General features: G+C 71.3%; 18 protein-coding genes. 10 read left to right on the forward strand and 8 right to left on the reverse strand.

Features of this window, described 5'->3' with window-relative positions; translation table 11 throughout:
* Positions 1-14: 14 nt before the first annotated feature.
* From CSC68_RS04190 to rlmE, 3 genes are all read right to left on the reverse strand, one after another.
* The gene (locus tag CSC68_RS04190; RefSeq protein ID WP_162202254.1) at positions 15-299 is read right to left on the reverse strand and encodes a hypothetical protein; all 285 of its coding nucleotides are present in this window, start codon (positions 297-299) and stop codon (positions 15-17) included.
* 3 nt (positions 300-302) lie between these two features.
* Entirely contained in the window at positions 303-2237 is a 1935-nt protein-coding gene (ftsH, locus tag CSC68_RS04195; protein ID WP_162202255.1) for an ATP-dependent zinc metalloprotease FtsH, read from the reverse strand.
* A gap of 67 nt (positions 2238-2304) precedes the next feature.
* Positions 2305-2943, reverse strand: a complete 639-nt coding sequence (gene rlmE / locus CSC68_RS04200) for a 23S rRNA (uridine(2552)-2'-O)-methyltransferase RlmE (protein WP_162202257.1) — start codon at positions 2941-2943, stop codon at positions 2305-2307.
* Between the two features lie 82 nt (positions 2944-3025).
* Here rlmE and yhbY point away from each other — a divergent pair, with 82 nt between their 5' ends.
* Both yhbY and CSC68_RS04210 read left to right on the forward strand, forming a co-directional pair.
* Complete coding sequence (yhbY, locus tag CSC68_RS04205; RefSeq protein WP_162202259.1) at positions 3026-3331, forward strand: ribosome assembly RNA-binding protein YhbY; 306 nt, start codon at positions 3026-3028, stop codon at positions 3329-3331.
* Positions 3332-3349: 18 nt separating this feature from the next.
* Positions 3350-3724 carry an Mth938-like domain-containing protein gene (locus CSC68_RS04210; protein WP_162202260.1) on the forward strand — a complete coding sequence of 125 codons (375 nt, stop codon included), beginning with the start codon at positions 3350-3352 and terminating at the stop codon, positions 3722-3724.
* Positions 3725-4518: 794 nt separating this feature from the next.
* Here CSC68_RS04210 and CSC68_RS04215 read toward each other — a convergent pair.
* The 4 genes from CSC68_RS04215 to surE are packed head-to-tail and all read right to left on the reverse strand — an operon-like array spanning position 4519 to position 7436.
* Entirely contained in the window at positions 4519-5340 is an 822-nt protein-coding gene (locus CSC68_RS04215) for a peptidoglycan DD-metalloendopeptidase family protein (RefSeq protein ID WP_162202262.1), read from the reverse strand.
* Positions 5337-5951, reverse strand: a complete 615-nt coding sequence (locus tag CSC68_RS04220) for a YqaA family protein (RefSeq protein WP_162202263.1) — start codon at positions 5949-5951, stop codon at positions 5337-5339. Before CSC68_RS04220 ends, CSC68_RS04215 begins: the two co-directional genes overlap by 4 nt.
* 4 nt (positions 5952-5955) lie before the next feature.
* On the reverse strand, positions 5956-6645 hold the full coding sequence (locus tag CSC68_RS04225; protein WP_162202265.1) for a protein-L-isoaspartate(D-aspartate) O-methyltransferase: 690 nt from the start codon (positions 6643-6645) through the stop codon (positions 5956-5958).
* On the reverse strand, positions 6642-7436 hold the full coding sequence (gene surE / locus CSC68_RS04230; protein WP_162202266.1) for a 5'/3'-nucleotidase SurE: 795 nt from the start codon (positions 7434-7436) through the stop codon (positions 6642-6644). The genes CSC68_RS04225 and surE overlap by 4 nt, the downstream gene beginning before the upstream one ends.
* A 90-nt stretch (positions 7437-7526) precedes the next feature.
* On the opposite strand from surE, the gene CSC68_RS04235 reads away from it, so the two are divergent.
* From CSC68_RS04235 to CSC68_RS04260, 6 genes are read left to right on the forward strand one after another with little or no spacing between them, the layout of a single operon-like run.
* The gene (locus CSC68_RS04235; RefSeq protein ID WP_162202267.1) at positions 7527-8054 is read left to right on the forward strand and encodes a Smr/MutS family protein; all 528 of its coding nucleotides are present in this window, start codon (positions 7527-7529) and stop codon (positions 8052-8054) included.
* A gap of 47 nt (positions 8055-8101) precedes the next feature.
* Positions 8102-9127, forward strand: coding sequence for a UDP-3-O-(3-hydroxymyristoyl)glucosamine N-acyltransferase (lpxD, locus tag CSC68_RS04240; protein ID WP_211365683.1), 1026 nt, complete (start codon positions 8102-8104; stop codon positions 9125-9127).
* Positions 9124-9582 (forward strand): 3-hydroxyacyl-ACP dehydratase FabZ, encoded by a 459-nt coding sequence (gene fabZ, locus CSC68_RS04245; protein ID WP_162202270.1) that lies wholly within the window; start codon positions 9124-9126, stop codon positions 9580-9582. Before lpxD ends, fabZ begins: the two co-directional genes overlap by 4 nt.
* Positions 9583-9595: 13 nt before the next feature.
* Positions 9596-10384 (forward strand): acyl-ACP--UDP-N-acetylglucosamine O-acyltransferase, encoded by a 789-nt coding sequence (gene lpxA / locus CSC68_RS04250; RefSeq protein ID WP_162202272.1) that lies wholly within the window; start codon positions 9596-9598, stop codon positions 10382-10384.
* Positions 10384-11592: a lipid-A-disaccharide synthase gene (lpxB, locus tag CSC68_RS04255; protein ID WP_162202274.1), complete on the forward strand. Its 1209-nt coding sequence runs from the start codon at positions 10384-10386 to the stop codon at positions 11590-11592. The genes lpxA and lpxB overlap by 1 nt, the downstream gene beginning before the upstream one ends.
* Positions 11589-12287, forward strand: coding sequence for a ribonuclease HII (locus CSC68_RS04260; protein WP_162202275.1), 699 nt, complete (start codon positions 11589-11591; stop codon positions 12285-12287). The genes lpxB and CSC68_RS04260 overlap by 4 nt, the downstream gene beginning before the upstream one ends.
* A 66-nt stretch (positions 12288-12353) precedes the next feature.
* On the opposite strand, the gene CSC68_RS04265 is transcribed toward CSC68_RS04260, so the two are convergent.
* Positions 12354-12833 (reverse strand): FKBP-type peptidyl-prolyl cis-trans isomerase, encoded by a 480-nt coding sequence (locus tag CSC68_RS04265; protein ID WP_162202277.1) that lies wholly within the window; start codon positions 12831-12833, stop codon positions 12354-12356.
* Between the two features lie 44 nt (positions 12834-12877).
* On the opposite strand from CSC68_RS04265, the gene CSC68_RS04270 reads away from it, so the two are divergent.
* Both CSC68_RS04270 and CSC68_RS04275 read left to right on the forward strand, forming a co-directional pair.
* Positions 12878-13471, forward strand: coding sequence for a C40 family peptidase (locus CSC68_RS04270; RefSeq protein ID WP_211365684.1), 594 nt, complete (start codon positions 12878-12880; stop codon positions 13469-13471).
* Positions 13472-13575: 104 nt separating this feature from the next.
* A complete protein-coding gene (locus CSC68_RS04275) occupies positions 13576-14346 on the forward strand; it encodes a C40 family peptidase (RefSeq protein ID WP_211365685.1) in 771 nt (256 codons plus the stop codon).
* The last annotated feature ends 48 nt before the right edge of the window (positions 14347-14394 follow it).

Consider the following 14394-nt stretch of genomic DNA (forward strand, 5'->3'; position numbering starts at 1 on the left):
TGGTGCGACGCCGCTCAGCGGTCGCCGCCGAAGATCCCGGCGTCGACCTGCGCCGCGCGGCGGCGGGCATACATGCCGAACCCGAAGGCCAGCGCTGCCAGCACCACGCTGGCGCCGACCAGCACCAGTGGCAGCCGGCCGAGCGCATAGAACAGCGTGGTCACGGTAAGCACCGTGGAGGCACCAGCAAAGGCGCCGGCGCTGACATTGCGCCACGGATTGCGGACGTAATAGCTCGGCCGGGGCGTTCCGGCCCCGGCCTTGTCGTCACGCGGCTGCCCGGAAGGATTCCCGGCCATGCCTCAGGTCTGGGTCGCCGGGCCGCCCACCGGGGGCAGCGGACGCGGGTCGTTGTCGCCGCCGCCGCCCTTGCCGGACTTGCCCCAACCGGCCGGCGGCGGCGGCTCGCGGCCTTCCATGATCGCGTCGATCTGCGGCGCGTCGATGGTCTCGTACTGCAGCAGCAGCTCGGACATCTTGTGCAGCTTGTCGATGTTGGCGGTCAGCAGCTCGCGGGTACGCGAATAGGCCTTGTCCAGGATCGAGCGCACGACCTCGTCGATCTTGCGCGCGGTGGCGTCGGACACGTTCTTGTGCTGGGTCACCGAGCGGCCGAGGAACACCTCGTCCTCCTCCTCGCCGTAGGCGATCGGGCCCATCTCGTCGCTCAGGCCCCACTTGGTGACCATGTTGCGCGCCATCTTGGTCGCGCGCTCGATGTCGTTGGAGGCGCCGGTGGTGACCTTGTCCTCGCCGAAGATCAGCTCCTCGGCCACGCGGCCGCCGTACAGCGAGCACAGCTGCGACTCGATCGCCACGCGGTTCATCGAGTAGCGGTCGCCCTCGGGCAGGTACATGGTCACGCCCAGGGCACGGCCGCGCGGGATGATCGTCACCTTGTAGACCGGGTCGTGCTCGGGCACCAGGCGGCCGACGATGGCATGGCCGGCCTCGTGGTAGGCGGTCAGGCGCTTCTCTTCCTCGCTCATGGCCATCGAGCGGCGCTCGGCCCCCATCAGGATCTTGTCGCGGGCACGGTCGAAGTGGTCCATGCGGACCTCCTTCTCGTTGCCGCGGGCGGCGAACAGCGCGGCCTCGTTGCAGAGGTTGGCCAGGTCGGCGCCGGAGAAGCCCGGGGTACCGCGCGCGATCACCATCGGCTCGACGTCGTCGGCCAGCGGCAGCTTGCGCATGTGCACCTTGAGGATCTGCTCGCGGCCCTTCACGTCCGGCAGGCCGACCACGACCTGGCGGTCGAAGCGGCCCGGGCGCAGCAGCGCCGGGTCGAGCACGTCGGGACGGTTGGTCGCGGCGATCACGATCACGCCCTCGCCGCCCTCGAAGCCGTCCATCTCCACCAGCAGCTGGTTGAGGGTCTGCTCGCGCTCGTCGTGGCCGCCGCCCAAGCCGGCGCCGCGATGGCGGCCGACCGCATCGATCTCGTCGATGAAGATGATGCACGGGGCGTGCTTCTTGGCCTGCTCGAACATGTCGCGCACGCGGCTGGCGCCGACGCCGACGAACATCTCGACGAAATCCGAACCGGAGATCGAGAAGAACGGCACCCGTGCCTCGCCGGCGATGGCGCGCGCCAGCAGGGTCTTGCCGGTGCCCGGCGGGCCGACCATCAGCACGCCGCGCGGGATCTTGCCGCCCAGCTTCTGGAACTTGGAGGGATCGCGCAGGAACTCGACCAGCTCGCCGACCTCCTCCTTGGCCTCGTCGCAGCCGGCGACGTCGGCGAAGGTGACCTTGACCTGGTCCTCGCCCTGCAGCTTGGCGCGGGACTTGCCGAAGGACATGGCGCCCTTGGCGCCGCCTCCGCCGCCCTGCATCTGCCGCATCATGAAGATCCAGAAGCCGATCAGCAGCAGCACCGGCAGGAAGTTCAGCACGATGCCCCAGAACCCCGGGCCGGTGGACGGCTTCTCGCGCACGATGTCCACGTTCTTGCTGACCAGCTGGTCGATCAGCTTGCCGTCCATCGGGCCGACCACCTGGCCCTCGGTGCCGTCGGTGCGGCGGTAGCGGATGGCGTTGGCGGTGAAGGTGCTCTCGTCGGTGAACACGACCGAGCGGATGCGCCCGGCGTCCACGTCCTGCAGGAAGCGGGTGTAGCTCGGGGTCTCGCCGGTGGCGACGGTACCCGCGCCGCGCGGGGAGAAGCTCTGGAAGACCACCATCAGCACGACGGCGACGACCACCCAAAGCAGCAGATTCTTGGTCAAGTCGTTCATCCTCATCGGCTCCGGTGTCCCGTGTTTTCCTGCATGTCTGTATGTCCGCGCCGGCGTCCCGGCCAGCTTACTTCATCCGCGCCAGCTTGCCCTGGCCGAGGGCATAGACTTCCGGCGAACGCTTGCGCGAGGCCGCCGGCTTGCGGATGGCGACCTTCTCGTAGCGGCGTCGCAGCTGGCGCACGTAGTCGTCGAATCCCACCCCCTGGAACAGCTTGATCAGGAAGGCGCCGCCAGGGCGCAGGTGGTTGTCGGCGAACTCCAGCGCCAGCTCGGCCAGGTGCATGGCCCGCGGCTGGTCGACCGCGTCCACGCCACTCATATTGGGGGCCATGTCCGAAAGGACAAGGTCGACCGGCTGGCCGTCGAGAAGCGTCTCCAGCTGGGATAAGACGGCATCCTCCCTGAAATCCCCATGAAGGAACTCGACCCCGGCAAGGGGCGGCATGTCCAGGATGTCCAGGGCCACGACCCGGCCGCTGTCGCCAAGGGCCTGGCGCACGTACTGGGACCAGCCGCCCGGAGCCGCGCCAAGGTCGACCACCACCATGCCCGGCTTGAGCAGCCGGTCACGCTCCAGCAGTTCCTCGAGCTTGTAGGCCGCGCGCGAGCGCAAGCCCTCGGCCTGGGCCTTCTTCACATAGGGATCGGAGAAGTGCTCGCGGAGCCAACGATGGCTGCTCTTGCTGCGGGAGCTGCGTGACATGCGGTAGGAGGCCGGGCGCGGCGCCCGCGGCGTGATGGGCCGCCATGATACCCTGATCCACCCGCAAGCCTTTTCGCAGCCGATGCCCGTCGCCCTCACTTCCGCCCAGACCCGTTTCCTCCGTGGCCAGGCCCATGGCCTGAAGGCGCTGATGCAGGTCGGCGGCAAGGGCATCACCCCGGCCCTGGTGGCCGAGCTGGACCAGGTGCTCGAGCGCCACGAACTGGTCAAGGTGAAGGTCGGCGCCGACGATCGCGATGCCCGCGACGCGATGATCGCCGAGCTGGCCGGCCAGACCGGCGCCGCCCTGGTGCAGCGCATCGGCCATACCGCCACCCTGTACCGCCCGTCGAAGGAATCGCCCGCGATCGTGCTGCCGCGCGGCTGAGCGGGCCGGAGGCAATCCATGCAGCTGAGCCACGAACGCCCGGACTACGGCTTCGTCCTCCGCGGCGCCGATGCCCGCAGCGCCCGGGTCAACGACCGGATCCTGACCCGCAGCTTCGCCATCACTCCCGACCGCCTGCTCGAGGACTGGGACGCCCCGGCCTCGCCCGCCGCGCTGGAGCCGGCACACCTCGCCAAGCTGCTGGACCTGCAGCCGGAGCTGGTGGTGCTGGGCACCGGCGAACGCCAGGTCTTCCCGCCCGCGGCCGCCATGGCGGCCTGCCTGACCCGCGGGATCGGCATCGAGGCCATGGACAATGCCGCCGCCGCCCGCACCTACAACGTGCTGGCCGGCGAAGGCCGCCGCGTCGTGGTGGCCCTGCTGCTGGGCTGAGCCCGGAGCGCGCGCCCCATCTACCCGCTCGGCGCGTCACCATCACCGCCTGGTGACACCGCGAACCGCTTGCCGGGATCCGTAGACGTAGCCCGGATAAGGCCGCAGGCCGCATCCGGGGCATGCCTGCGTCGCGCCGGGGATCCGCCCCGGGTCTCTGGCGCCGCCAGCTACTTCTTCGGCAGGCAGAGAAGCGGATCCACGGGTTTGCCATTGTAGAGGGCGAGAACCGCGCGCCCGCGATCCGCAGGATCGCGCGCGGTGCGAGCGCCCGGCGCGTACTCGCGCCGGGCCGGGGATCCGCCCCTGCGTGCCAGCTGCGCCTGTTACTTCTTTGGCAGGTAGAGAAGCGGATCGACGGGTTTGCCGTTGTAGCGGGCGAGAACCGCGCGCCTGCGATCCGCAGGATCGCGCGCGGCGCGAGCGCCCGGCGCGTACTCGCGCCGGGCCGGGGATCCGCCCCTGCGTGCCAGCTGCGCGTGTTACTTCTTCGGCAGGTAGAGAAGCGGATCGACGGGTTTGCCGTTGTAGCGGGCGAGAACCGCGCGCCTGCGATCCGCAGGATCGCGCGCGGCGCGAGCGCCCGGCGCGTACTCGCGCCGGGCCGGGGATCCGCCCCTGCGTGCCAGCTGCGCGTGTTACTTCTTCGGCAGGTAGAGAAGCGGATCGACGGGTTTGCCGTTGTAGCGGGCGAGAACCGCGCGCCTGCGATCCGCAGGATCGCGCGCGGCGCGAGCGCCCGGCGCGTACTCGCGCCGGGCCGGGGATCCGCCCCTGCGTGCCAGCTGCGCGTGTTACTTCTTCGGCAGGTAGAGAAGCGGATCGACGGGTTTGCCGTTGTAGCGGATCTCGAAATGCAGCTTGTCGCGGTCGGTGCCGGTGCGGCCCATCTCGGCGATCTGCTGGCCCGCCTTCACCCTCTGGCCCTCGGCTACCAGGCGCTTGCGGTTGTGGCCGTAGGCCGACAGCCACTGTTCGTTGTGCTTGACGATGATCAGCTCGCCATAGCCCACCAGGCCCGCGCCCGAATAGACCACGACGCCGTCGGCGGCCGCGTTCACCGCCTGGCCGGCGGAGCCGCCGATGTCGATACCCTGGCGGGTGGCGTTGCCTTCGACATAGGTGGTGATCACCGCCCCCTGCGCCGGCCACTGCCAGCGGATGCCGCTGGACACCGGCGCGGCACCCGGGCGCGGCGCGGCGGCGCCGGTGGAGGCGGTCGTGGCCGGCGTCGTCGATGCAGTCGTGGACCGGGTTCCGGTGCGACTGGCGGAAGATGCGGTGCTGGTCCCGGATGCGGCGGTCCTGCCGCCGGAGACCTGGCCCAGGGCCAGGCGCTGGCCCGGATAGATGGTGTACGGCGGCGCCAGCCCGTTCCAGCGGGCCATGTCCGCCACGGCGACGTTGTTGCGCCGGGCGATCGAATAGAGCGTGTCCCCGCGCTGCACCACCACCGTCGCGCCCGGGCGCCCGGTCGACGAGGTCGCCTGGCCGGACGCGGACGTCCCGGCCGAAGGATTGCGCACCACGGTGCTCTTGCCGCAGGCCGCCAGCATCACCAGCAGCACCACCGCCGCCAGCAGGCGCGCGATCGGGGACAGACCCTCGGGGTTCATGCGAATTTCGTCCTCCACACAAGCCAGGCCACCGCGGCCGCGACCAGCAGGGTCGCGATCCAGCCCAGTGGCTCGATCCAGCGCCGCAGCGCCACCGCAGCGCGCGCGCCGCCGAAGCGGATGGCACCCGCCAGCAGGTACACACGCTTGCCGCGGCCGACCAGCATGCTCAGGAAATACGGCAGCAGCGGCACCCCGACGATACCCGAGGCCCAGGTGAAGACCTTCATCGGGATCGGCATGAAGCCGCCCAGCACCAGGAACCAGAACACCGCCCAGGGCGATTCGGCCATCTTGACCTGGACCGTGGCGATGCCCGCCTCGATGCCCGGCAGCATGCCCATCATGCCCAGCAGCGGCTTGATCGCCTCGAAGGCGAAGTGGCCCAGGGCGTAGCCGATCGCGGCGCCGGCCATGGAGCCGGCCAGGCTCAGGGTGGCGAACCACCAGCCGCGCTTCGGCTGGGCCACGCACATCGGCGCAAGCATCACCTCGGGCATCACCGGGAAGATGATGGCCTCGATGAAGCTCAGCACGGTCAGGTAGGTCGGGGCGCGGGGATGTGCGGCCCAGCTCAGGGCACGGTCGTAGAGGGGGCCGAATACCTGCATGCGCTCAGTCCAGGGTTCCTGCCAGCAGCGGCACGAACACCACCGGCGCCAGCGTCCTTTCTTCGATGGTGCCGTCGGGCCGCTTGACCAGCTGCAGCAGCGACTGCGCGGAGGATCCGCCGACCGGCGCGACCAGCATGCCGCCGACCGCCAGCTGGTCCAGCAGCGCCTCGACCAGGGCCGGGGCGGCGGCGGTGACCACGATCGCATCGTACGGGCCATGCTCCGGCCAGCCAATGCGGCCGTCGTCGTGCTTGCTGCGTACGTTCATCCCCAGGGCGCGGAAGCGCTTGCGCGCCTGCCGCAGCAGGTCGCCGATGCGCTCGACCGTGTACACCTCCAGCCCCAGCGCGGCCAGGATCGCCGCCTGGTAGCCGGAACCGGTGCCGATCTCCAGCACCTTCTTCGGCTGCACCGCCAGCACCGCCTCGGTCATGCGCGCCACCACCCAGGGCTGGGAGATGGTCTGGCCGTGGCCGATCGGCAGCGCGGTGTCCTCGTAGGCGCGGCTGGCCAGGGCCTCGTCCACGAACAGGTGGCGCGGCACCAGGCGCACGGCGTTGAGCACGTTCTCGTCGGTGATGCCGCCATTGGCCCCGCCCTCGCGCAGGCGCTGGACCAGGCGGTCGCGCACGCGCTGTGAGGTCATGCCGACCCCGACCACCTCGGGTTGCAGGCGCAGGCGCGGGGTCATGCCGCGGCCTCCGGGTCGCTGGCGGCCAGGGATTGGGTCAGGCCGCCGACCCAGCCGGCGACCTTCTCAAGCGCCTGGTAGCGGGTCAGGTCGACGTGGATCGGGGTAATGGAGATGTGTCCGGTGCGCACGGCATGGAAGTCGGTGCCGGGGCCGGCGTCCTGCTCCGGGCCGGCCGGGCCGATCCAGTACACGGTGCGGCCGCGCGGGTCCGGCTGGGCCACGCAGGCCTCGGCGCGGTGGCGGTTGCCCAGGCGGGTGACCTCGAAGCCGCGCAAGGCCTCCCAGGCCAGGTCGGGCACGTTGACGTTGAGGATCGTGTCCGCCGGCAGCGGATCGGCCTTCAGCCGCGCCACAATCTCCACCGCCGCGCGGGCCGCGGTGGCGTAGTGCTTCGCCTCGTGGTTGCGGGTGTCCAGCGACACCGCCACCGCCGGCAGGCCGAGGAAACGGCCCTCCATCGCCGCCGAGACGGTGCCCGAGTAGATGACGTCGTCGCCCAGGTTGGCGGTGTTGTTGATCCCCGAGACCACGATGTCCGGCTCGAACTCGAACATGCCGGTCAGGGCCAGGTGCACGCAGTCAGTCGGCGTGCCGGCCACCGAGCAGGTGTAGTGGTCCAGCCGCTTGACCCGGATCGGCAGGTCCAGGGTGAGCGAATTGCTCGCGCCGGACCGGTCACGGTCGGGCGCCACCACGTAGACCTCGTGCCCGGCATCGCGCAGCCCCTGGGCCAGGACGTGGATGCCGGGGGCATCGACGCCGTCGTCGTTGCTTACCAGTACGCGCATGGGCTTCCTCGAAAACATCCCGATGATACCGGAAGCACCATGGCCTTCGCCGGGCAGCGGATCGCAATGTGGCTGCGGTAACCTTCGCCGATGCACGAGGACGATGACGACGCCGCCCTGTTCCGCGCCGCGGTCGGCAAGGTCGACCCGCTGCGGACGGACGCAACGCCGCCGCCGGAGCGGCCGCGCCCGCGGCCGGCCGTGCGCCGCGACGGCGACCGCGGTGACGCGCACGGCATGGCCGGACTGCTCGCGGAATCGCCGGATGCGGTGCTGTTGCGCGGCGATGCCAGCGCGTTCCGCCGCGAGCGGGTCAATGCGCGCGACTGGCAGCGCCTGCGCCGCGGGCAGTTCTCGGCCCAGGACGAGCTGGACCTGCACGGCGCCAGCGCGCTGGAGGCGGAGATGCTGGTGGCGCGCTTCCTGGACGAGGCGCTGGACGCCGGCTTCGGCTGCGTGCGCATCGTCCACGGCAAGGGGGGCGCCGACGGCGTGCCGGTGCTCAAGAACCTGGTCGACCGGCTCCTCCGCCACCGCGGCGAGGTGCTGGCGTTCCATTCCGCCCCGCCGGCCCAGGGCGGCACCGGGGCCCTGCTGGTACTGCTGTCCCGGCGCTGAGCCCGGAGGCGGCCGGGGCACTTGCCGGGGACGCTAGAATGCGCGCCATGAACCTTCCTGAATTCACCGCCGCCGCCCTGGCCGAGCGCTTCTCGCTGCAGCTGCAGGGCGATGGCGACACCCTGGTACGCGGCGTCGCCACCCTCGCCAGCGCCGGCCCCGGCCAGCTGGCCTTCCTCGCCAACCCGCGCTACCGCGGCCAGCTCGCCACCACCGGCGCCGCGGTGGTGGTGGTGCGCGCCGACGATGCCGGGGCCGTCCGCGGCACCGCGCTCATCGCGCGCGACCCGTACGTGGCCTTCGCCCGCATTTCCGCGCTGTTCGAGCAGGTGCCGGCGCGCGAACCCGGCATCCACCCCAGCGCGGTGGTCGATCCGACCGCCGAGGTCTCGCCGGACGCACATATCGGCCCGTTCGTCTCCATCGGCGCGCGCTCGAAGGTCGCCCCCGGCTGCGTGATCGGCCCGGGCTGCGTGATCGGCGACGACTGCGAGCTGGGCGAAGGCTGCGAGCTGCAGGCCCGCGTCACCCTCTATACCCGCGTCCGCCTGGGCAAGCGCGTGCGCATCCTGCCCGGCGCGGTGCTGGGCGGCGCCGGCTTCGGCCTGGCCATGGACGCCGGCCACTGGGTCAACGTGCCGCAGCTGGGCGGCGTGGTCGTCGGCGACGACTGCGAGATCGGCGCCAACAGCTGCATCGACCGCGGCGCCCTGGACGACACCGTCCTCGAGGAGGACGTGCGCATCGACAACCTGGTCCAGATCGGCCACAACGTGCGCATCGGCGCCCACACCGCCATGGCCGGCTGCTCGGCGGCCGCCGGCAGCGCGAAGATCGGCCGCTACTGCCTGGTCGGCGGCGGCGCCGGCATCCTCGGCCACCTGGAAGTGGTCGACAAGGTGCTGGTCACCGCCATGTCGCTGGTCACCCATTCCATCCGCGAGCCGGGCGAGTACTCCTCCGGCACCCCGCTGACCGACAACCGCACCTGGCGGAAGAACGCCGCCCGGTTCAAGCAACTGGATGCGCTGGCGCGCCGCGTCAATGCCTCCACCCAGGGAAGCTTCGAATGAACAAAACCGTGCAGTTGCCCATCGACGTCAACACGATCCGGACGCTGATCCCGCACCGCTATCCGTTCCTGCTCGTCGACCGGGTCGACGAACTGGACATCGAGGGCAAGCGCATCGTCTGCCGCAAGAACGTCTCGATCAACGAGCCCTTCTTCCAGGGCCACTTCCCCGGCCAGCCGATCATGCCCGGCGTGCTGATCATCGAGGCCCTGGCCCAGGCCGGCGGCGTGCTGACCCAGCTTTCGATGGGGCGCGACGCACAGTCCAAGCTGTTCTACATGGTCAAGGTGGAGAACGCGCGCTTCAGCAAGCAGGTGGTGCCAGGCGACGTCCTGGAGCTGCACGTGACGGTCAAGCGCGTGATCCGCAACATGGCCGTGTACTACGGCGAAGCCAAGGTCGACGGCGAAGTGGTCGCCTGCGCCGAGGTGCTGTGCGCCGGCACCCGCGAGTGACCGGAGACCTGCAATGAACGACAAGGCCCTGATCCATCCCACCGCGGTGATCGACCCTTCGGCCCGCCTGGGCGAGGGCGTGAGCGTCGGCGCCTACACCGTGATCGGCCCGGAGGTCGAGATCGGCGACGGCTGCCAGATCGGCCCGCACTGCAGCTTCTCCGGCCCGACCCGGATCGGCAGCGGCAACCGTTTCATCGGCCATGCCGCCATCGGCGGCGAGCCGCAGGACAAGAAGGTCGCCGGCGAGCGCACCGAACTGGTGATCGGCGACCGCAACGTGTTCCGCGAGTTCGTCACCGTCAACCGCGGCACCGGCGGCGGCGGCGGCATCACCCGCATCGGCGACGACAACTGGCTGCTGGCCTACAGCCACGTCGCCCACGACTGCATCGTCGGCAACAACTGCGTGTTCTCCAACAACACCACCCTGGCCGGGCACGTCACCGTGGGCGACTGGGTGATCATCAGCGGCTTCGCCGGCGCCCACCAGTTCTGCCGCATCGGCGACCACGCCTTCCTGGGCATGGGTGCGCTGGTCAATGGCGACGTCCCGCCGTTCACCATGGTCGGCGGCAACTCGCTGGGCCGCCCGCGCGGCATCAACAGCGAAGGCCTCAAGCGCCGCGGATTCGATGCCGGGCGCATCGCCGCGATCAAGCGCGCCTACCGCACCCTCTACGTCGCGGGGCTGCCGCTGGCCGAAGCGCGCGAGCAGCTGGGCGTGCAGGCGCAGGACAGCGACGACGTGCGCCAGCTGCTGGACTTCATCGACGGCGGCGAACGCCCGCTGCTGCGCTGATGGAGGCCGCCGTGCCCGCTCCCGTGGTGCACGACCGCGGCGGCCTGCCGCCGCGGATCCTGCTGATCGCAGGCGAAGCCTCCGGCGACGGGCTCGGCGCCGGCCTGGTCGAGGCCCTGCGCCGCCGCTATCCCGGCGCGCTGTTCGCCGGCGTCGGCGGCGACGCCATGCGCCAGGCCGGGGTCGAGACCTGGCACGACGCCAGCGAGCTGGCGGTCATGGGCCTGGCCGAGGTGCTGCGGCACCTGCCGCGACTGCTGATGCTGCGCCGCGAGCTGCGCAACCGCGCGCTGGCCTGGCGACCGGACGTGGTGGTCGGCATCGACGCCCCGGACTTCAACCTGGGCGTCGAGCGCTGGTTCCGCGAACGCGGCATCCCCGCCGTCCACTACGTCAGCCCCTCGGTCTGGGCCTGGCGCGAGAAGCGCGCGGAGAAGATCGGCGCCAGCGCCGACCGGGTGCTGTGCCTGTTCCCGATGGAGCCGGACATCTACGCCCGCCACGGCGTCGACGCGCGCTTCGTCGGCCATCCGATGGCCGACGCCATGCCGCTGCACCCGGACCGGGCCGCGGCCCGCGCCCGGCTCGGCCTGCCGGCCGACGCACCGGTACTGGCGGTCCTGCCGGGCAGCCGCCTGGGCGAGATCAACCGTCTGGGCGACGTGTTCTTCCACGCGGCCTGGCAGGTCAGCGAGGCCCTGCCCGCCCTGCGCGTGGCGGTCCCGGCGGCCAGCGCGGCCGGCCGCGAACTGCTGCAGGCGCAGCTGAAGCGCTCGGCGCTGCGCTCGGCCCATACCCACGTGTACGACGGCCGCGCGCCCGACGTGCTGGCCGCCGCCGACGTGGTCCTGCTGGCATCCGGCACCGCCACCCTGGAGGCCATGCTGTCCAAGCGGCCGATGGTGGTGGGCTACCGGGTCTCGCCGCTGACCTACCGCATCGTCAAGGCACTGGGCCTGCTCAAGGTCGACCGCTACGCCCTGCCCAACATCCTCGCCGGCAAGGACCTGGCGCCGGAACTGATGCAGGACGACTGCACGCCCGAGGCCCTGGCCGCGGCGGTGCTGCACTGGTTCACCCGGCCCGACGCGGCCCAGGCACTGCAGCCCGAGTACGAGCGGCTGCACCTGGAACTGCGCCGCGATGCCTCGGCCTCGGCGGCCGAGGCGATCGCCGAGCTGGTCGACGGACGCAGGGCCGCGGCATGACCCGCCGCGCCGCCCGTGTCGCGCGCACCTTCCCCGGCCCGGACGAGGGCGGCCTGTTCCCGGTCGACCGCCGCCGCCTGCGGGTCGCCGGCGTGGACGAGGCCGGCCGCGGCCCGCTGGCCGGACCGGTGGCGGTGGCCGCGGTGGTGCTGGATCCGCGCCGGCGCATCCGCGGCCTGGACGATTCCAAGAAGCTCAGCCAAGCCCAGCGCGAGGACCTGTACCCGCGCATCGTCGAGCGCGCCCTGGCCTGGCACGTGGAGCTGGTCCCGGTCGAGGAGATCGACCGCCTGAACATCCTCCAGGCGACCCTGGAGGGCATGCGCCGCTGCGTGCTGGCGCTGGGCGAACACGCGCAGCTGGCGCGGATCGACGGCAACATGCTGCCGCGCTCGCTGCCGTGCATGGCCGAGGCGATCATCGGTGGCGACGCCCTGGAACCGGCGATCATGGCCGCCTCGATCCTGGCCAAGGTCAGCCGCGACCGGCTGATGTGCCGGCTGCACGAGGAATTCCCGGTCTACGGCTTCGACGAGCACAAGGGCTATGCCACGCCGGCGCACCTGGCCGCGCTGGCCAGCCACGGGCCCTGCGTGCACCACCGCCGCAGTTTCGCGCCGGTGCGGCTGGCCGCCGGCGGGCAGGTGGCGGCGGAAGCGCCGGACCCGGTGCCCGGCGGCCTGGCCCTGGCCTGAGGCCGGCAGCCCCACGGATGCAGCAAACAAAACGGCCCGCTCGCGCGGGCCGTCTGCATGTGGCGCTTAGTGGTGGTGGCCGCCGTCGCCGTGCACGTGGCCGTGCTCGACTTCCTCGGCGCTGGCCTCGCGCACCTCGACGATCTCCACGTCGAAGTGCAGGTCCTTGCCGGCCATCGGGTGGTTGAGGTCCACGTCGACCACGCTCATGCCGACCTTCTGCACGGTCACCGCGCGCGGGCCGAAGTTGGTCTGCAGCACGACCTGCATGCCCGGGGCCAGCTTCGTATTGCCGAAGTGCTTCTTCGGGATGCGCTGGGTCAGGCCGTCGCGACGCTCGCCATAGGCCTCGGCGGCCGGGACGTCGACGCTGAAGCTCTCGCCGGCCTCCTTGTCCATCATCGCCTGCTCCAGGCCGGGGATGATGTTGCCGTGGCCGATCAGGATCGCGATCGGCTCACGCTCCTTCGAGCTCTCCAGCGGCTCCTGGCCGACTTCGGAGACGGTGTAGTGGAAACGGACGACGCGGTCTTTTTCGATCTTCATGCGGAACTCGGTGTGGCTGCCGGCGGCAGCGGGGGGTGGGCGGCTTGCCGGCCGCGGGCACCGCGGCCATCATGGCCGCCGTGAGGAAAGCCCCGCATTATCCCGTCCCCTTCCCGTCCTTGCCAGCCGTGGCCTGGAGCGCGGTCGCCGCCGTCGCCCTGCTGCTGGCTGGTTGCGGCGGGTCCAAGACCACCCGCCCCTCCGGCGCCAAGGCCCCGGCCCAGACCCGGCACTGGCCCCAGGTGACCCCGGCCAACCCGGCTGCCGCCAACGCGGTGATCCTGCGGGCCCTGAGCCTGGTCGGCACCCCTTACCGCTACGGCGGCAACACCCCGGACACCGGCTTCGACTGCAGCGGCCTGGTCAACTACGTGTACCGGGACATGCTGGACCTGCGCCTGCCCCGCACCTCCCGCGAGCTGGCGGAGGTCCAGGGCCCGAAGGTGGCCCCGGAGAAGCTGGCCGCCGGCGACCTGGTGTTCTTCGGCAGCGGCCGGCAGGTCAATCATGTCGGCATCTACGTCGGAGAGGGGCGCTTCGTGCACGCCCCGACCACCGGCGGCACGGTCCGGCTGGACCATCTGGACGGCCATTACTGGCGCGACCACTACACCGGCGCCAGGCGGGTATTGCACTGATACGTGACTGCTATCGGAACGATTCACAAGATTTTAACTTTTTGTGAACATCAAGGCGGCGTGAAGCCGGCATCATCCCCCGGTCCTTTTTCCGTGACCGCCGCGTGACGACCGAAGTCTGGGCCCAGCGCCCGCAATCCGCCGCCACCGCCGCCCGCTCCCGCCGGGCGTCCCGCCTGCTCCTGCTGTGCCTGGCCCTGCCGGGCGCACCGCTGTTCGCGGCCCCGGCTCCGATCGAACCCGAGCCGCTGGCTCCGGCCGCGCTCGAGGTCGCTCCGGCCGTGCCGCTGCCCAGGCCCGCCGCCCAGGCGGCCGTTGCGGCGCAGCCTGCTCCGGCCACCGGCCTGCGCGGCAAGGCCGACGCCGCCGCCAGCGCCACCCTGGCCGCCCTGCTGCCGCACCTGTCGCGCAACGACGGCATGCTGCTGGACCGTTCGGCCAACTTCGCCGGCGACATGAACCGCCTGATCAATGGCGCCGAGGCCCAGCCCGAGGGCAAGCTGGAGCAGGTGGTGAAGTCCGCCATGGGCCTGCTCGGCACCCCGTACCGCTGGGGCGGCTCCGGTCCGGACGGCTTCGACTGCAGCGGCCTGGTCAACTACGTGTTCCGCAATGCCCTGGGCATCGAGCTGCCGCGCGCCTCGCGCGACATGGCGGCCCGCTCCGACGGCAAGCTGATCCGCAACCGCGAAGAGCTGAGCCCGGGCGACCTGGTGTTCTTCGGCCAGCGCGGCCGGGTCAACCATGTCGGCATCTATGTCGGCAGCGGCCAGTTCCTGCACGCGCCCAGCCGCGGCAAGGACGTGCGCGTGGACAGCCTGGCCTCCGGCTACTGGGGCAACCGCTTCCTGCAGGCGCGCCGGGTCGAGATCTGACCACGTTCCGCAGCTGTCTCCAGAAGGCCGCCTCCGGGCGGCCTTCCT

The organism is Pseudoxanthomonas suwonensis (genome assembly GCF_010093235.1).
Classification (GTDB): domain Bacteria; phylum Pseudomonadota; class Gammaproteobacteria; order Xanthomonadales; family Xanthomonadaceae; genus Pseudoxanthomonas; species Pseudoxanthomonas suwonensis.